We start from the raw sequence: 16965 nt of genomic DNA on the forward strand, positions 1-16965 counted from the left end.
GCCGGTAAGGGCGGGGGTGCGCTAAGTGGAAAAGCTGCACCGCTTCAGTGCTGTGGAGGAGGGGACGAACGGCCTGGGGAGGGGCCTGGACTGCTAGGAGCCGGAAGGCACCAGGGCCAACAGCACCGGGACAACCCCAAGGCAGATAAAGGCCGGGAGTGAGCACAAGCCCAGGGGAACCACCAGCTTCACGCCAAGCGATGCGGCCCGCTTTTCCGCGGCCCGGAACCGTTTTCGGCGAAGTCTTGCAGCCTGGGCGTAGAGGATCGCGGAAGAGGGTGCGCCCGTGAGCGCCGCGAACCCGAGGGCGTCCCGGAGTTCCAGGATCTCGGGGAGCCGGACGGCGGAGCTGCGCCAGGCTGTTTCCCAGTCGGCGCCGATGGCCAGCGCCGAGACCACCGGCCGCAGGGAGTCCCGGTACTGTGGCGCAGCCGAGGCAGCCACCAGTTCGAGGGACCGGCCAATTCCGGCTCCCGCATCCAGCATCGCCGCCACAAGTTCGAGCATCATGGCGGTGTCCTTCAGGCCGCTGCCGGAGCTCCCTGCTGTCCCCTGAGCGGCCGCAGGCTGTTGTGTCCTTGGAGTGGCAGGAGAAAGGTGGCGCAGGCGCTGACGCGACCGGTCATGGCTGGAACAGGCAAGCCATGACCCTGCCGCGAGAAGCAGGAACAGTGCCAGGCCCTGGATCCATACCGGCGTCATGGCTTGCCTGCTCCAGCAGCAGCCGACACCAGCCGGGCGGACCAGGCTCTTCCCGCAGCTGTGAGCACCACCCCGCCCATCAACGCGGCCAGTCCGAGGGGTGTTCCCAGCAGTGTGGCCAGCGGATCCACGCCCAGGGCAGCACCGAGTCCAAGGCCGATCAATGGAAGCCAGGTCAGGAGCCGGACGGTGGCTTTGGGCCCGGCGAGGGCCGTCTGCCGGGCCGCGTCAGCGTCATCCTCCGCTTCCAGCTGGGCCGCGAAGCGGGTCAGCACGTCGGCGAGCGGGCACCCGCTGGCCTCGGCGATGTCGAAGCAGGCGGCGAGCTCGGACCAGGTCCGGGCTTCCCTGTCCCGGTGTGGGAACGCTGTGGGGACCGCACGGCGGATGGCCTCCGCAACGGGAGCTCCGGTGGCCGCAGCCGCACGCGCGGATGCCAGGACTGCCGCTGACCCCTCTGACAGGACTGCCCCGGACAGCGGTGCGGCCCCTTGAAGCCGCTGCCCGCTTTCACCTTTGCCGTATACCGTCCACAGTTCGTCCCACAGCCGCCCGGGCGTCCGTCCGCCCCTGAGCAGTGCCGCCAGCTGCTGCACCACCAGGGTCAGGCCCGGTTCCCGCGTCCTTGCCGCGCTTCCGCCGCCTGCCCTGCCCCACGGCAGTAAACGGCCCTTCCTGGAACCCGGTGCTGTGGTCATGTTGCCGGTTGCCGCGCGCAGCCTGGAAGCGGCATCCAGGGGCGGCCTGAGGAGCAACAGCACAGCGCTGCACAGGAGCACGGTGAGGAGGAGTGTCACAGGAGTGCCTCGGGGTCCATCCCCAACCGGGCTGCCAGCGCTTCCCATGCGGGACCCGGGGCACCTGATTCCCCAAGGGCGGGCACCACGGCCAGTCCTTCCGGGCCATCGGCGATGATTCCAATGCACAGGATTTCCCTGCCCTTCGGCGTCCTGCCGACATGGACAACGACGTCAAGGGCGCTGGCGGCCTGAAGCCGCACGGCCTCCGGGCCGAGCCCGGCGAGCGCCCCGAGGGCGTTAAGCCTGGCCGGGACTGCTGCTGCCGTGTTCGCGTGGATGGTTCCACCGCCGCCGCTGTGCCCGGTATTCATCGCGGTGAGGAGCTCGCGCACTTCAGCGCCCCGACACTCCCCCACCACCAGCCTGTCCGGACGCATGCGCAACGCCTGCCGGACGAGCTCCCCCAAGTCCACGGCACCGCCGCCTTCAAGGTTTCCGTGGCGTGATTCAAGGGCCACCACGTGCGGGTGGACGGGGTTCAGCTCGGACGCATCCTCGATCAGGACGAGGCGTTCATCCGGCGAACATAGCCCCAAGAGAGTGGACAGCAGCGTGGTCTTCCCGGACCCCGTGGCACCGCTGACCAGGAAGCTCAACCTCCCGTCCACTATCCTTTCCAGCACCGTCTGCACCCGCTCGCCGAACATGCCGCCCGTGCGCAGCTCAGCCATGCTGAAGACCCGTTCCCTGCGGATCCGGACGCTCAGCAGCGTCCCGGACGTGGACACCGGCGGCAACACGGCATGGACACGGTAGCCGCCGGCAAGCCGGACATCGACACAGGGTGAACCGTCATCCAGGCGGCGGCCGCCCGCCGCCACAAGCCGGCAGGCCAGCGCGCGCAGTTGCGCCTCGCCATCGAACAGGACAGGTACGCGCTCGATACCCCGGCCGCGGTCCACCCACACGGAGTCGGGGGCGTTGACGAAGATGTCTGTTACGGCAGGATCCCGGGTGAGCTCCTGCAGCGGACCAAGTCCATTGAGCTCGGCGCTGATCCGCTCCACCGCGGCAAGCGCCCCCGCGGTACCCAACAGCTTGCCGGTGGCCTGTACCGCTGCGGCAACCCGCGAAGGTGTTACGGCTCCGGCCTCGGCCATCATCGACTCGCGGACCGATTCCAGCAGCCCTGAATCGACAGTCCGGCCCGTGCCGGCGGGCTCCCTGCCCCGCCCCTGGCGGACGGCCTGGTTCGCTTCCAGGATGCGGGCACTGCGCCGTGCCCCCAGTCCTCCGGGACCAGCTGCGCCGCCCGCTTCCCGGGCAGGAACTGAAGGCGTACCGGGCGGCCGCCTCATGCCACATCCCCCGCTTTCAGGTCCTCGCCGAGCCAATCGAGCACCGTGGCACCGAAGTGCCGAATAGTCCGCCGCTTCCCCAGATCCAGAAGGCGGCCCGATTCCATGGCTCCCGGGACGGCCCGCAGTTCGGGGATGCGGCCCTGCACCGGCAACCCTACGGCGTCCGCAATCAGGGAACTATCCAGCGCCGCACCCGGGCGCCCCCGCACCAGCAGGGCAGCCTCCACCGGCGGAAGCTCCTGCAGCAGGCGCACCGCCGCCACTGCTGCCTTCAACTGTGCGGGTACCACCACCATGATCCGGTCGCAGTCCCAGGCCACCGTATGGAGCGGCTCCGCGCCCCGTCCCACGTCCACGACCACCAGCTCGTAGCCACGGCGGGCAGCGTCAAGCACACCCGCCGCGGCGGCAGCAGCGACAGGAACCGGCTGTTCCCGGGTGGCAGGCCAGGACAGGAACGAAAAACCGCCGGCCACAGGCAGGGAATCGGAGAGCTGCAGGGGGTCGATGCTGCCCCTGGCCTCGGCGAGGTCCGGCCAGCGGAGCCCGGGGTTGTCCTCGGCCGCGAGTGCCAGTTCCAGGCCTCCGCCCCAGGGGTCGCCGTCAACCAGCAGGACGCGCGCCCCCAGCCCTGCCGCGGCCTGGGCTATCCAGATGGCGGCGGTGGTGGCACCGGCCCCGCCGCAGCCACCCGTGATCCCAAGGACCAGGCCGCCGGGGCCCGGCGAGCGCGACCGGCTGAGATGGTCCGCCAGCCAGGCGGCAGCATCGGGCAGCACGGCCACACGTTCGGCACCCAGTGCGGCGGCGAGGTGCCATAGGCTGTCGCCCTCGCCGTCGAGGCCCACCATGACCGCTGGCGTGCGCCGCCGCGGTGGCATCTCCCGGACGTCGCTGCCCACCAGGACCGCCGATGCGGCGTCCCAGTAGCGGCCGCCCTCCACTCCATCCGCGACAACGCGCAGCTGGGCGCCGGCGGCTGCCACTATGCGCTCGACTTCGGCGCGGAGGACGCCGGAGGCGGTAACCAGCAGCACCTCGCCTGAACCGTCCGGCAACGAACCACCCGGCACAGGACTGTCCGGCAGCCACGCGGGGCCCGACGCCACCGGGCTGTCCGGCAAAGGAAGCCGGGATGGGGGTGCCAGGTCCGGGGGCCGCCGGGAGGAAACTGTGGCCTGTCCCGGCCCGGGATGCGGTGCATTCAGCTGGTGCCTGCTCATGGAGCCACTCTGCCGCGGCCGCAACTCGCAGTTAAGGGAGCACTCCGCCTATGTGGACAACCGAAGGCACCGCTTCCAGCAAGGCACAATGGGAGCATGTACCTGATGCTCGCCGCCCACCCCCGCGGTGCTGCACTTCAGGAGCTGACGCAGGCGGGCCAGCCCCAGCCGGCCAACCGCGAACCCCGTGTGGTGGCACCCGCTGACCTTCCCGCCGTCGTCCGTCAGCTGGAAGCCCGGCGCCCCGGCGGCCAGGCGCCCCGCTGGATCTGGCACCGGACGCAGGACTGGTACCCCGCGCTGCTCGCGTCAGGCGTGGAGCTGGAACGCTGCTATGACGTCACTCTCTGCGGGAACATCCTGGCCTTTTCCCAGTTCAGCGCCCACACCGATTACGCCAGGAATACCGACAGGGTCCCGGTCGAGGATCCCATGCTTCCCCCGAAAGCACTGCAGCCACCGCGTCCTCCTGCAGACCAGGGCGCACTGTTCGACGATCCCGGTACCGGGCCTGCGCCGGGATGGTCCCTCGAGGAACTCCGCGCAGAGTACGCCGCCCAGCAGGGCGCCCTGGCCGGTGTTGGGACGGAGGAAAACCGCCGGAACCGCCTGCAGCTGCTGCTCGCGGCGGAGTCGGCGGCTGCCATGGTGGCTGCCGAGATGCAGCACGCGGGCGTCCCGTGGCGGGAGGACCTGCACGAACAGATTCTGGTCAACCACCTGGGTCCCAGGCCGCCCGCTGGCCAGCGTCCGCAAAAACTTGAGGCGTTGGCAGCGGAACTGCGCGCCCTGCTCAACGCCCCCGGACTCAACCCGGATTCGCCGCAGGACCTCATGCGGTCCCTGCACCGCAACGGGATCGAGGTGAAGAGCACGCGGAAATGGGAGCTCAGGGAGTCCAGCCACCCGGTCATCGAGCCGCTGCTGGAATACAAGAAGCTCTCCCGCCTTCACACGGCCAACGGCTGGTCCTGGCTGGATGCCTGGGTGGACAGCGGCCGGTTCCGCCCCGAGTACGTGGTGGGCGGCGTTGTTTCCGGGCGCTGGGCATCCCGCGGCGGCGGCGCACTGCAGATCCCGCGCCAGGTCCGCGGTGCGGTGCACGCGGACCCGGGCCATAAGCTGATTGTCGCCGACGCCTCGCAGCTGGAACCGCGTGTCCTGGTGGCCCTGGCGCAGGACTCCTCCATGGCTGAGGCCGCCCGGGACCAGGATCTTTATGCCGGCATCGCCGCAAAGGGCTTCGGCGGGGACCGTGCCAAGGCGAAAATGGCTTTGCTGGGCGCCATGTACGGTGCCACCTCCGGCGAGGCGGGCCGCCTGATGCCGCAGCTGGCGCGCACCTATCCCCGTGCCGTCGACTTTGTGGAGCGGGCGGCGCGGGCGGGCGAGGCCGGCGGGACCGTGACCACCAGGCTGGGCCGCAGCAGCCCTCCGCCCTCGGAGCGGTGGTTCCTGAGCCAACGCTCCACCACGGCCGAAGAGCAGCGGCGCGCAGAGTCGATTGCCCGGTCCCGGGGCCGTTTCACCCGGAACTTCGTGGTCCAGGGCTCGGCGGCAGACTGGGCAGCATGCTGGCTTGCGGAATTACGACGGCGGCTGCGCACCTTGGGGACGGCAGGCACCGGTGAGAGCGGCGGGGCTGTCCGCGCGGAGCTGGTCTTCTTCCTGCACGATGAGGTGATGGTGCATGCACCGGCCGACGGGGTTGACGCCTGCATCGCAGCCATCGAGGAATCGGCCGCCGCGGCGAAGGAGCTGTTGTTCGGGCGGATCCCCGTGGAGTTCCCGGTGAGCCTTGCCGTGGTCGACTCCTACGACCTCGCCAAATAGCGTTTCAGGGGGCCGAATACCCGCCTGCGAGATGCAAGGTAACCTACCCGGCAGTAGCTCGACGGTTACCGTGGCGAACGTTACAGTCGGAGCGGTGACTGAAACAGACCGGTCCACAAGCTGATGCAACGACGCATACCAGGGAGGTCCCCGTCCATGGCGGGAAGATTTGAAATACACCGCACAGGCGACGAGTCGTACCGGCTGCGGCTCACCGACTCCGAGGGCAACACCGTTGCAGTTTCACCCACGTTCAGGTCCCTGAACCTGCTCCGCGACGGCATCAATGCCATGCGCGAGAATGCCGCCACGGCCATCGTGGTGGATTTGCGCCAGCAGGCCTGAAAACTACACCCCCATGGGATGCAGCCGGTTCCGGTCCCAGGGAACCGACCAGCCGAGCTGGTCGAAGAGGCCGCTCAGCACGATGCCGGTGAATCCCCACACCACCACGCCGTTGACGGTGAAGGCAGGGCTGTCGAAGGTGCGGCCTGCCCGGTGGACGGTGGCCATCACCCGGTTGTCCGGATCCAGCAGGTCCCGCACCGGCACGCGGAACACCTGCGCGGACTCGCCGTAGTCCACCACCCGGACCGGCGACGGCGAATGCCACCACCCGAGCACAGGCGTCACCAGGAAATTGCTGTGCGCCAGGCCCAGCTCCTGGAGCGTCCCCAGCACTTCCACCCCGCCCGAGTCCAGCCCGGTCTCCTCTTCGGCTTCACGGAGCGCAGCCGCCACAGCGGATTCGCCGTGATCGATGCCGCCACCCGGAAACGCCACCTGCCCCGGGTGGGACCCCAGGGTGTGGGCGCGCTCCAGGAGCAGGACGTCGAGGTCAGCCGGCGCAAGCGGCTTGCCGGACGCGGCGGGGACGTCATCGAGCACGCCGAAGAGCATCAGGACGGCGGCCCTGCGGGCGCGTGCAATGTCCACGGTGAGTGCGGCCCAGCGCGGATCAGGAGGCCCTGCGGTTCCGGTCTCCGCCCGCCGGACCAGCTCCGCCAGGTCATCGCGGGCGCTCACGGGGTCCTCATCTGGGAAGCCATCCGGATCTCCGAAGCCCGGTGCTGCTCTGCCAGGTACTGCTCCAGCAATGCCTCGCTGCCGGGGGCAAGCTCATATTTGAGGAGCTTGGCTGCCTTGTCCGGGTCGGTCTCGCCCAGCCCGTAACTGGGGCACCAGTTGGCAACGGGACAGGCCCCGCAAGCGGGCTTCCGGGCGTGGCAGACGCGGCGCCCATGGAAGATCACCCGGTGGGACAGCATGGTCCAGTCCCTGCGCTCGAACAGCTCCGCCACGTCCTGTTCGATCTGCACGGGGTCCTCTGACTGGGTCCACCCGAACCGCTTCGCCAGGCGGGCGAAATGCGTATCCACGGAAATGCCCGGGACGCCGAATGCGTTGGCCAGTACCACATTGGCCGTCTTGCGGCCCACGCCGGGCAACGTGACCAGTTCCTCCATCCGTCCGGGAACTTCGCCGTCAAAGTCGTCCACCAGGCGGGTGCACAGCGCGAGGACGTTCCTCGATTTGGCGCGGAAGAATCCGGTGGGCTTGAGGATGGTTTCGAGCTCCGTGGGGTCTGCCTCGGCCAGGGACCGGGCATTGGGCCAGCGGGCAAAAAGCACTTTGCTGACCTGGTTGACCGTGACGTCGGTGGTCTGGGCGGACAGGACGGTGGCCACGAGCAGTTCGAACGGGTTGCGGAAGTCCAGTTCCGCATGGGCGTAGGGGTATTTCTCGGCCAGGGCCCTGTGGATCCGCCGTGCCCGCCGCTTCAGCGCCAGGACGGATTCGGACGAGACCACGGGCATCCCTGCGGCCTGTCCTGTTTTGCTGCGGGGCCCTGCCACCGGCGTCAGCCGCGCTCGATGTTGCTGAGGTCGCGCAGGACTCCCAGCCGTCCGTCAGTGTGCTGGACCAGGAATTCGTGGCCGCGGTCCTCGAGTGCCAGCACCCATCCGCCGGGTTCAATGACGAAGGCCGGCGCACCGGTGCGGGGGTCGAAGGCGGTGCGGTGCTGGGCAACGGCAAACCAAAAGGCCTCGTGGATGGGCTGCCCATCCAGTTCTTCGTGGCGGGCTGCCGGGTCCACCGTTGCGCCGATGGGCTGCTCGGCCCGGACCTGCTGGTGCACGGCCGTGGCAGCCGGCGGCTCCCACGCCGCCTGCGGCGCATTGGCTGCGGGGGCATCCCCATGCTCGGTCTGTTCCGCAGCGGGCACAGGGGCAGGGCGGACGACGTCGGCTGCCTGGGTGGGCGGGCCGGCGTCCACTTCGGGGGTCCGGCCCGATACTTCGGGGGTCCGGTCCGATACTTCGGGGGCGGTTGATACGGGCGCGGACGCGGCGGCACCCGTGCCGGCGCCGGCGGCTGCGGCACTCCCGGCTCCCGCACTCGCTGCTGCGGTGCTGCCAGCTACTGCACTGGGAACTGCGCCACTGGCGGCTCCCGTGCTCGAAGCCCCCGCAGGGACCGCTGGAACAGCAGCCGTGGCGGGCGCCTGGGAACGGACAGGCTCAGGGCTGGGGCTGGCCGACCCCGGCTGGACTGCGGAGGAGCCGGCACCGGCACCCCCGAAGATGCCGGCGCCCTTGAAGCCACCCTTTGACTGGCTGGGGCCGGACTCGGGTTTGGGCGCCTTGGGGGCGCGCGGCCTCCGCGTTGGGACTGCGGCTTCGCGTGCCACGACGTGGGCCGGGACCTCGGCCCGGTCCTTGAAGTCGCCTGACAGGTACGGCAGGAAGCGGCCCAGGACCGTCGCGGCAAACAGGACCAGCGAGCCGATCAGGCCCACCAGCAGGCTGGTCACGAAAGCGCCTGCCACCGACACGAAGAAAAAGGCGACGGCGAAGGAAGCCACCACCGACGCGAACTGGTCGATCGAGAGCGAACCCACCCGGATCCTGGTGGCAGGGGCCAGGCGGCGTGCGGCGAACAGGGCACTGGCGATCAGCGGCAGGATGATACCCAGTCCCAGGAAGAACAGGTTGTTCAGGTTCCACAGGTTGTACCGGGCGCCGAAGAGGGGCAGCAGGGACGCGACAAACAGGATCAGGGTGCCGGCGAAAACAGCCAGGTCCCGCACGGTGAACGGACCGAGAACCGCCTGGTTGGCGTTGGGGTCGATCTTCACGGAGGCAGCCTTTTGTCCTGCAGCCTGTCCCTTGGCGGCGTTGCCGGCGGGCGTTGGGTGCCCTGGTCCCCCGGCTGCGGATCCGGAAACTCCGGGCCCTGCCTCGGTGTCCGGGCCCGTTCGCTGGCCGAAGCTCTGCTGGTTCATTCTGCTCTCCTTAGCGTGGCGGCACCGGGCCCGGTCCGGACCCGAAAAATGTGCCGTCTTGACATGCGGTCCGGGCCCGGCAGGGCACTGTTTGCGCCTGGCCGAAGCGGTCCGAAGTGAAGTCACAATTCCATCTCAGCCTAGTCAACAGCCTGGCTGATCACTAGCTGGAGCAGGCCTCCAAGGCTCCGGGACCAGTAATGAAGGCGCCATTCACCGCTTAAAAAATGCCGCTCGTAGTCGCATCTGTGACGGAGAGCACAGCGCATGCGCGGCAAGCATTAGGCTAGGTTGCGGAACAGCTCTTTGCGGTACGTCCGCCCGGCTGGAGCCCAGTGCCGTGCCAACGGCGGGCCCTGCGGTGGTGGCGTCCCGCGCGGCAAAGATCGATGAATGATGAGGTTCACATGTCCCAGGACACTCCCAGCTCCACGGCCACGGTTCCGTCCGCTTCCGCCCAGCCGGCAGGCCAGCAAGGCCACCAGGGCGATGCCTTTGCGAACCTGCTGCATGAGACCCGGGCTTTCCCGCCCTCCCCGGAATTCGCGGCTGACGCCGTTGTCACCGCCGCCGAGTACGGGGAAGCAGATGCTGACCGGCCGGCGTTCTGGGCCAAGAAGGCGAGGGAACTGCTGACCTGGAGCAAGGACTTTACCCAGGCCCTGGACTGGTCTGATCCACCCTTCGCAAAGTGGTTTGTGGGCGGTGAACTCAACGCGGCCTACAACGCCCTGGACCGGCACGTCGAGGCCGGCAACGGGGACCGTGTTGCCATCTACTTTGAGGGCGAACCCGGCGACACCCGGACCTACACATACGCACAGCTGACCGAAGAAGTGAAGAAGGCAGCCAACGCGTTCGAGTCCCTGGGCGTGGCCAAGGGTGACCGCGTGGCCGTGTACCTGCCCATGATTCCGGAAGCAGTCATCACGCTGCTGGCCTGCGCCCGGATCGGCGCGGTCCACTCGGTGGTGTTCGGCGGCTTCTCCGCGGAAGCACTCCGCTCCCGGATTGACGACGCCGAGGCCAAGCTCGTGGTCACCGCCGACGGCACCTACCGCCGCGGCAAGCCGAGCCCGCTCAAGGCAGCCGTGGACGACGCCCTGGCCCACGACGGCCACACGGTGCAAAACGTGGTGGTGGTCAAGCGCAACGGCCAGGACGTGGACTGGAAGGAAGGCCGGGACCACTGGTGGGCTGACACGGTGGACATCGCCTCCGCCGAGCACACCGCGGTGGGCCACGATTCCGAGCACCCGCTGTACATCCTCTACACCTCCGGCACCACCGGGAAGCCCAAGGGCATCCTGCACACCACCGGCGGCTACCTCACCCAGACCGCGTACACCCACAAGGCAGTCTTTGACCTCCATCCGGAAACGGACGTGTACTGGTGCACGGCCGACGTCGGCTGGGTCACCGGGCACTCCTACGTCGCCTACGCGCCGCTCATCAACGGCGCCACCCAGGTCATGTACGAAGGCACCCCGGACTCCCCGCACCAGGGCCGCTGGTGGGAGATCGTGGAAAAATACAAGGTCTCCATCCTCTACACCGCCCCCACCGCCATCCGTACCTTCATGAAGTGGGGCCGGGACATCCCGGACAAGTACGACCTCTCCTCAATCCGCGTGCTTGGCTCGGTGGGTGAATCCATCAACCCGGAGGCGTGGATGTGGTACCGCGACGTCATCGGCGCCAACGCCGGCAAGAACGGCGAAAAGAAAGACCAACCGGCGCCGATCGTGGACACGTGGTGGCAGACCGAAACCGGCGCCCAGATGATCGCCCCGCTCCCGGGCGTGACCGCCACCAAGCCCGGCTCAGCGCAGGTTCCGCTTCCAGGCATCGCCGTGGACGTGGTGGACGAAATGGGCGAGTCTGTCCCGAACGGGCACGGCGGCTTCCTGGTAATCCGGGAGCCGTGGCCGTCCATGTTGCGTGGCATCTGGGGGGACCCGGAGCGTTTCAAGGACACATACTGGTCCCGGTTCGAGAACATGTACTTTGCAGGGGACGGCGCCAAGCGCGACGAAGACGGCGACATCTGGCTGCTCGGCCGCGTGGATGACGTCATGAACGTCTCCGGGCACCGGCTCTCCACCACCGAGATCGAATCCGCCCTGGTGAGCCACCCCGCCGTGGCGGAGGCCGCCGTCGTGGGTGCCACGGACGAAACCACCGGCCAGGCCGTCGTCGCGTTCGTCATCCTCCGCGGTGACGCCGTGAACAACGGCGACGCCACGGTCCAGGAACTGCGCAACCACGTGGGCAAGGAGATCGGGCCCATTGCCAAGCCCAAGAACATCCTGGTAGTGCCGGAACTGCCCAAGACCCGGTCCGGCAAGATCATGCGCCGCCTCCTCAAGGACGTCGCCGAGGGCCGTGACCCGGGCGACGCCACCACCCTTTCCGATCCCACGATCATGCAGCAGATCGCGCAGTCGCTCAGAAAGTAACAGTGGCTTAGCATTCGGTGAGGAACCACTAAATGGCCCCGATTTCCCCGTCATTACGGGGAAATCGGGGCCATTCCCATTTGTGACGATTCAAAAATATCGACATCTAAAATGTTATTTATCGTTCTTCCCTGTTCGCTTTTGCGAGGTTATAGTCAAGGCATGTGAGGTGCCTCACACGCGGCTATTTTTCAAGGGAGAGAACATGGCTTCACAGTTTGATGCGTCGGCCACTGCATTTCCGAGCAGGCGGACCATCCTCAAGACGGTCGGCGCAGGAGCGGTCGGCCTCGCCGGCATCCCGTTCCTTGCCGCCTGCACCGGCGGCAGCGCGCCGTCGGCAACGGGGTCGGAATCTTCCGGACTCACGTTTGGTTCCGGGTCCTCGGACGATGTGCCCAAGCGCGCGTACCAGACTGTCACGGACGCCTTCACCGCCAAGACCGGCAAAAAGGTGACCACGAATGTGGTGCCCCACAACGATTTCCAGAACAAGATCAATTCCTACTTGCAGGGCTCTCCGGATGACACATTTACCTGGTTTGCCGGCTACCGGATGCAGTACTACGCGGGCAAAGGACTGCTCGCACCCGTCGACGACGTCTGGAAGACCGTGGGCGCCAACTATTCGGACGCACTGAAGAAGGCATCCACCGGCCCCGACGGCAAAATGTACTTTGTCCCCAATTACAACTACCCGTGGGGGTTCTTCTACCGGAAGAGCCTCTGGACCGAGAAGGGCTACCAGGTTCCGGCCACCTTCGACGACCTCAAGGCGCTGGCCACCAAGATGAAGGCCGATGGACTCATCCCCATCGGCTTTGCCGACAAGGACGGCTGGCCGGCCATGGGTACGTTCGACTACATCAACATGCGCCTGAACGGTTACCAGTTCCACGTTGACCTCTGCGCCCACAAGGAATCCTGGGACCAGCAGAAAGTCAGCGCCGTCTTTGATACCTGGAAGGCGCTCCTGCCGTTCCAGGATCCCGGAGCCCTGGGGCAGACCTGGCAGGACGCGGCGAAGGCCCTGGAGGCGAAGAAGACCGGAATGTACCTGCTCGGCTCCTTCGTCACGCAGCAGTTCACCGATCCCGCGGTCCTGGCCGATATCGATTTCTTTGCCTTCCCGGAGATCGCCATGGAAGGCAGGGACTCTGTCGAAGCCCCCATCGACGGGCTGCTGCTGTCCAAGAAGGGCGGGGACAACAAGGCAGCCCGGGACTTCATGGCATTCCTCGGCACCCCGGAAGCCCAGGATGCCTACGCCAAGGTGGACTCGTCCAACATCGCAACGGCCAAGGGCGCGGACACCTCAAAGTTCACGCCCCTGAACAAGACCTGCGCTGACACCATCGCGAACGCGAAGAACATCAGCCAGTTCTTCGACCGGGATGCCTTGCCTGCCATGGCCAACAACGTGATGATTCCGGCCCTGCAGACCTTCATCAAGGACGGCACCATGGACGTCAAGAACCTTGAGGCCCAGGCCAAGACCCTGTACGCCGCGCAGTAGTCCCATCCAAGGAACGGCGACGGCGGCAGGGGGCTTGCGCCGTCGCCGTTTCCCTCCTGCATCCGGACCAAGCAAGGAAAGAATTCCATGAGCAGTACCGCACAAGAACTGATCCCGCCGGACTCCAGGGAACCGGCCGGCGCCCCCTCGAAGAGGAGAGCCCGGGGCGGGCGCGTCCGCCGCCTGTCCGGACGGGACAAGCTCGTCCTGACCCTGATGGTGGGCATTCCCACCCTTGTAGAACTGATGCTGGTCTGGCTGCCCATGCTGATGTCCGTCGGACTGAGCTTCAGCCGCTGGAACGGCCTGGACCTGGCGGATATCCGCCCCGCCGGCACCGACAACTACCAGTTCATCACGCAGGACTATCCGCCGTTCTGGCCCGCCGTGCAGCACAACATGATGTGGCTGCTGTTCCTGGCCCTGATCGCCACCCCGCTGGGCCTGCTGCTCGCCGTCCTCCTGGACCAGAACATCCGCGGCAGCAGGATCTACCAAAGCATCTTCTTCGCCCCCGTCATGCTCTCGCTCGCCCTCATCGGCATCATCTGGCAACTGTTCTACCAGCGCGACAACGGCCTGCTGAACTTCCTTTTGGGTACGGCCGGGACGCCGCAGGCGGTGGACTGGTTCGGGGACTCGTCGGTCAACATCTGGGCCGCCATGATCGCAGCCACCTGGCGCCATGCCGGTTATGTGATGCTGCTCTACCTGGCCGGCCTGAAGGGCGTGGACCCCAGCCTGAAGGAGGCAGCAGCCATCGACGGCGCCTCCGCCACGCAGACCTTCTTCCGGGTGGTCTTTCCGGCCATGCGGCCGATCAACATCGTCATCGTGGTCATCACCATCATCGAATCCCTGCGTGCCTTCGACGTTGTCTACGTGATCAACCGCGGCACCAACGGCCTGGAGATGCTCAGCGCCCTGGTCATCCAGAACCTCGTAGGCGAAGGCCAGGTGATCGGCGTCGGCTCCGCGCTGGCAGTGGTGCTCCTGGTGATTTCCCTCGTCCCCATCGTTTTCTACCTCAGCCGCACCTTTGGCAAGGAGAACAGAGCATGAGCAACGTTGCAGCCCGGCCCCGCCCGGTTCCCGCGGAAGCCGGAGCCCGGTCCGGAAGCCGCCCCAAGCGGCACTACGGAACACACATCTTCCTGACCATCATGGCCATCATGTGGCTCGTCCCGCTCGGTTGGTCCGTCTTCACCGCCCTCAGGCCGGTGGCATCAACCAACCAGTATGGCTACTTCAGCGTGGCCGGGGCTTTCAATTTTGACAATTTCATCCAGGCATGGACCCAGGGCGGTTTTTCCACCTACTTCTGGAACTCCGTCATCATCACCGTGCCGGCCGTGGTGCTGACTCTCTTCCTGGCCTCCCTCATGGCCTTCGCCGTGAGCCGGGTCGGCTGGAAGTTCAACATCACGCTGCTCATCATGTTTACGGCGGGCAACCTGCTTCCCCCGCAGGTCCTCGCGGCGCCGCTGTTCGAGATGGCCAAGCACCTGGAGGTGCCCTACTCCTTCAGCGACTCCGGGAACATGCTGAACACCTACATCGTGGTGATAGCGGTGGACACGGCGTTCCAGATGGGGTTCTGCACCTTCGTGCTGTCCAACTACATGAAGGCGCTCTCCGCCGACCTGACCGAAGCGGCATTGGTGGACGGTGCCGGGATCTGGCGCCAATACCGCGAAATCATCCTTCCGCTGTGCCGGCCGGCGTTCGCCGCGCTGGGAACGCTGGAGGTCATCTTCATCTACAACGACTACTTCTGGCCACTGCTTTTCATCCAGAGCGGCAACCGGCTCCCCATCACCACCGCCATCAACAACCTCCAGGGACAGTTCCTGAACAACTACAACCTTCTGGCCGCCGGTGCGGTCATCACGGTCATCCCCACCCTGATCATCTACCTGCTCCTGCAGCGGCAGTTTGTTGCAGGGCTGACTCTCGGTTCCAGCAAGGGGTAGGCAAAGATGGAACCTGAAGGGGAAACCGCTCCCTCAGCCGCCCGAAAGGATCTCCATGCTCCCCGCAGCACGTCACCAGGCCATTGTGGACGCCGTCCAGCGGGAACGGGTGGTCCGCGTGTCAGACCTCGCCCAGCAGCTGGGCGTCTCGCTCATGACGGTCCGGCGGGACATCGAACTGCTGGAGGAAAGCGGCAAGCTCGAGCGGATCCATGGCGGCGCCAAGCTTCCCGGCGATGCCAGCACCCACGAGCCCGGGTTCGAGCTGAAGTCCACCCAGTTGACGGCGGAGAAGCGTGCCATTGCCGTTGAAGCGGCGGCGCTTGTCCATGAAGGGATGGCTGTTGGCCTGAGCGCGGGGACCACCACGTGGGCACTCGCCAAGGAACTGGTGGACGGTCCGCCCATCACCGTGGTGACCAATTCGGTGCGCATCGCCGACCTTTTCCACCATGCCGCCACCACAGGTCCGGCCCGCTACAGCTCAACCGTCATCCTGATCGGGGGCCAGCGCACGCCGTCGGACGCCCTGGTTGGACCTATCGCGACAAGCGCGCTGAAGCAGCTACACCTGGACCTGCTGTTCCTCGGCGTTCACGGCATGGACGCGGTGGCCGGTTTCACCACGCCCAACCTCCTGGAGGCCGAAACGGACAGGGCATTTGTCGCCGCAGCCCGGAAGACAGTCGTCCTGGCGGACCACACCAAGTGGGGAGTTTTGGGCATCAGCTCGATTGCCTCGCTGGAGGACGTGGATGAGGTCATCAGCGACCCCGGGCTGGGTTCCGAAGCACAGCGTGTCCTGCAGGACCGGGTGGGCAGGCTTCGGCTCGCCGCAGCCTAGGGGCAGCCGCAGGACTGCCTGATGTGCAGTTTGGTGGGGAAGATCCGGTGCCGCGGCTTTTCGCCACGGCTTGCCCCCACCAGGGCACCCACCGCGGCTTCCGCCATGGACACCACGGGCTGCTCGACCGTTGTCAGCGGCGGCCACGAGTATTCGGAGTCGGCCGAGCCGTCAAAGGAAGCCACCGCGATATCGCCGGGAACGGACAGTCCCGCTTCGTGGATGGCGCGCAGGAGTCCGATCCCCTGCATATCCGAGGTGGCAAAGATCGCGGTGGGCCGGTTCACGGAGGCCAACAGCCGCTGCCCCGCGGCATAGCCTCCGGGCCTCGTGAAGGCGCTGTAGGCGATGGGCCCCTCCGGCAGGCCGGCCGCCTGGAGGGCCTCGCGCCAGCCCAGTTCGCGGCCGTCGGTGGAGCCGGAGACGTTGGTACCCATCGCCAGGCCGATGTTGGTGTGCCCGTGGCCAATGAGGTGTTCCACCGCGATCCGGGCACCGGCCGCGAGGTCAACGCCAATGCTGTTGAACCCGGGCGCATCGCGTTCCTGGTTCAACAGCACCGCCGGAATGTCCGCCGTTTCCAGGGCTTCCAGGTCCGGTTCGAACAGGACGCTGGCCAGCAACACCCCGTCCACCTGCCGGGCAGCGAGGTTCCGGACGTTCCGCCGCTCCTTGGCGAGGTTCCCGTCCGAGTTGCTCAACACCAGGGCGTACCCCAGGGCAGCCGCTGCGTCCTCCACGGCATGGGAGAAGAGCGAGAAGAACGGGTTGGAAATGTCCGGGACAATGAGCCCCAGCGTCTCACTTGAACCCAGCTTGAGCGCCCGGGCCGCCGCATTGGGTCGGTAGCCGAGGACGCGGATGGCGTCCTGGACCTTGGCTTCGGTGGCCGGGGCCACCTTCTTCGGACCTCCATTGACCACATAGCTCACGACGGCGGTGCTGACGCCCGCGAACCGGGCTACATCCTTGCGCGTCACCGGCCCGCGCGGCGCCGGCACAGCCGAAGTGGTCATGGAGTACATGCT

The 16965-nt window shown here is 67.1% G+C and carries 15 protein-coding genes; 7 read left to right on the forward strand and 8 right to left on the reverse strand.

Annotated features, from left to right (window positions below; genetic code table 11):
* Positions 1 to 93: 93 nt before the first annotated feature.
* The 4 genes from ACTAQI_RS12930 to ssd are packed head-to-tail and all read right to left on the reverse strand — an operon-like array spanning position 94 to position 3837.
* Positions 94 to 702, reverse strand: coding sequence for a type II secretion system F family protein (locus ACTAQI_RS12930; RefSeq protein WP_457946380.1), 609 nt, complete (start codon positions 700 to 702; stop codon positions 94 to 96).
* Entirely contained in the window at positions 699 to 1499 is an 801-nt protein-coding gene (locus ACTAQI_RS12935; protein ID WP_457946381.1) for a type II secretion system F family protein, read from the reverse strand. The genes ACTAQI_RS12930 and ACTAQI_RS12935 overlap by 4 nt, the downstream gene beginning before the upstream one ends.
* Entirely contained in the window at positions 1496 to 2800 is a 1305-nt protein-coding gene (locus ACTAQI_RS12940) for a TadA family conjugal transfer-associated ATPase (protein ID WP_457946382.1), read from the reverse strand. The genes ACTAQI_RS12935 and ACTAQI_RS12940 overlap by 4 nt, the downstream gene beginning before the upstream one ends.
* Positions 2797 to 3837, reverse strand: a complete 1041-nt coding sequence (ssd, locus tag ACTAQI_RS12945) for a septum site-determining protein Ssd (RefSeq protein ID WP_457951053.1) — start codon at positions 3835 to 3837, stop codon at positions 2797 to 2799. The genes ACTAQI_RS12940 and ssd overlap by 4 nt, the downstream gene beginning before the upstream one ends.
* A gap of 285 nt (positions 3838 to 4122) precedes the next feature.
* On the opposite strand from ssd, the gene ACTAQI_RS12950 reads away from it, so the two are divergent.
* Positions 4123 to 5859 (forward strand): bifunctional 3'-5' exonuclease/DNA polymerase, encoded by a 1737-nt coding sequence (locus tag ACTAQI_RS12950; protein WP_457946383.1) that lies wholly within the window; start codon positions 4123 to 4125, stop codon positions 5857 to 5859.
* A gap of 156 nt (positions 5860 to 6015) precedes the next feature.
* Entirely contained in the window at positions 6016 to 6204 is a 189-nt protein-coding gene (locus ACTAQI_RS12955; protein WP_457946384.1) for a YegP family protein, read from the forward strand.
* A gap of 3 nt (positions 6205 to 6207) precedes the next feature.
* On the opposite strand, the gene ACTAQI_RS12960 is transcribed toward ACTAQI_RS12955, so the two are convergent.
* Genes ACTAQI_RS12960 through ACTAQI_RS12970 form a run of 3 tightly spaced genes read right to left on the reverse strand, consistent with a single transcriptional unit; the run spans position 6208 to position 9145 of the window.
* Positions 6208 to 6885, reverse strand: coding sequence for an NUDIX hydrolase (locus tag ACTAQI_RS12960; protein WP_457946385.1), 678 nt, complete (start codon positions 6883 to 6885; stop codon positions 6208 to 6210).
* Positions 6882 to 7676 carry an endonuclease III gene (gene nth / locus ACTAQI_RS12965; protein WP_457946386.1) on the reverse strand — a complete coding sequence of 265 codons (795 nt, stop codon included), beginning with the start codon at positions 7674 to 7676 and terminating at the stop codon, positions 6882 to 6884. The genes ACTAQI_RS12960 and nth overlap by 4 nt, the downstream gene beginning before the upstream one ends.
* A gap of 44 nt (positions 7677 to 7720) precedes the next feature.
* Positions 7721 to 9145, reverse strand: a complete 1425-nt coding sequence (locus ACTAQI_RS12970; protein WP_457946387.1) for a hypothetical protein — start codon at positions 9143 to 9145, stop codon at positions 7721 to 7723.
* A gap of 407 nt (positions 9146 to 9552) precedes the next feature.
* On the opposite strand from ACTAQI_RS12970, the gene acs reads away from it, so the two are divergent.
* From acs to ACTAQI_RS12995, 5 genes are all read left to right on the forward strand, one after another.
* The gene (gene acs / locus ACTAQI_RS12975) at positions 9553 to 11604 is read left to right on the forward strand and encodes an acetate--CoA ligase (RefSeq protein ID WP_457946389.1); all 2052 of its coding nucleotides are present in this window, start codon (positions 9553 to 9555) and stop codon (positions 11602 to 11604) included.
* A 205-nt stretch (positions 11605 to 11809) separates the two neighbouring features.
* Positions 11810 to 13120, forward strand: a complete 1311-nt coding sequence (locus ACTAQI_RS12980) for an ABC transporter substrate-binding protein (RefSeq protein WP_457946390.1) — start codon at positions 11810 to 11812, stop codon at positions 13118 to 13120.
* Positions 13121 to 13207: 87 nt separating this feature from the next.
* Positions 13208 to 14182 (forward strand): carbohydrate ABC transporter permease, encoded by a 975-nt coding sequence (locus ACTAQI_RS12985; protein WP_457946392.1) that lies wholly within the window; start codon positions 13208 to 13210, stop codon positions 14180 to 14182.
* Positions 14179 to 15093 (forward strand): carbohydrate ABC transporter permease, encoded by a 915-nt coding sequence (locus ACTAQI_RS12990; RefSeq protein WP_457946393.1) that lies wholly within the window; start codon positions 14179 to 14181, stop codon positions 15091 to 15093. The genes ACTAQI_RS12985 and ACTAQI_RS12990 overlap by 4 nt, the downstream gene beginning before the upstream one ends.
* A gap of 55 nt (positions 15094 to 15148) precedes the next feature.
* Positions 15149 to 15937, forward strand: a complete 789-nt coding sequence (locus tag ACTAQI_RS12995) for a DeoR/GlpR family DNA-binding transcription regulator (protein WP_457946394.1) — start codon at positions 15149 to 15151, stop codon at positions 15935 to 15937.
* On the opposite strand, the gene ACTAQI_RS13000 is transcribed toward ACTAQI_RS12995, so the two are convergent.
* Positions 15934 to 16962 (reverse strand): LacI family DNA-binding transcriptional regulator, encoded by a 1029-nt coding sequence (locus tag ACTAQI_RS13000; RefSeq protein WP_457946395.1) that lies wholly within the window; start codon positions 16960 to 16962, stop codon positions 15934 to 15936. The genes ACTAQI_RS12995 and ACTAQI_RS13000 overlap by 4 nt on opposite strands.
* Between the last annotated feature and the right edge of the window lie 3 nt (positions 16963 to 16965).

The organism is Pseudarthrobacter sp. alpha12b (assembly GCF_054130495.1).

Excerpts from the sequence above, each read along its gene's own strand:
- ACTAQI_RS12930 (WP_457946380.1), bottom strand. The coding sequence starts at position 702 with ATGACGCCGGTATGGATCCAGGGCCTGGCACTGTTCCTGCTTCTCGCG.
- ACTAQI_RS12940 (WP_457946382.1), bottom strand. The coding sequence starts at position 2,800 with ATGAGGCGGCCGCCCGGTACGCCTTCAGTTCCTGCCCGGGAAGCGGGC.
- ACTAQI_RS12950 (WP_457946383.1), top strand. The coding sequence starts at position 4,123 with ATGTACCTGATGCTCGCCGCCCACCCCCGCGGTGCTGCACTTCAGGAG.
- ACTAQI_RS12955 (WP_457946384.1), top strand. The coding sequence starts at position 6,016 with ATGGCGGGAAGATTTGAAATACACCGCACAGGCGACGAGTCGTACCGG.
- nth (WP_457946386.1), bottom strand. The coding sequence starts at position 7,676 with ATGCCCGTGGTCTCGTCCGAATCCGTCCTGGCGCTGAAGCGGCGGGCA.
- ACTAQI_RS12970 (WP_457946387.1), bottom strand. The coding sequence starts at position 9,145 with ATGAACCAGCAGAGCTTCGGCCAGCGAACGGGCCCGGACACCGAGGCA.
- acs (WP_457946389.1), top strand. The coding sequence starts at position 9,553 with ATGTCCCAGGACACTCCCAGCTCCACGGCCACGGTTCCGTCCGCTTCC.
- ACTAQI_RS12980 (WP_457946390.1), top strand. The coding sequence starts at position 11,810 with ATGGCTTCACAGTTTGATGCGTCGGCCACTGCATTTCCGAGCAGGCGG.
- ACTAQI_RS12985 (WP_457946392.1), top strand. The coding sequence starts at position 13,208 with ATGAGCAGTACCGCACAAGAACTGATCCCGCCGGACTCCAGGGAACCG.
- ACTAQI_RS12990 (WP_457946393.1), top strand. The coding sequence starts at position 14,179 with ATGAGCAACGTTGCAGCCCGGCCCCGCCCGGTTCCCGCGGAAGCCGGA.
- ACTAQI_RS12995 (WP_457946394.1), top strand. The coding sequence starts at position 15,149 with ATGCTCCCCGCAGCACGTCACCAGGCCATTGTGGACGCCGTCCAGCGG.
- ACTAQI_RS13000 (WP_457946395.1), bottom strand. The coding sequence starts at position 16,962 with ATGTACTCCATGACCACTTCGGCTGTGCCGGCGCCGCGCGGGCCGGTG.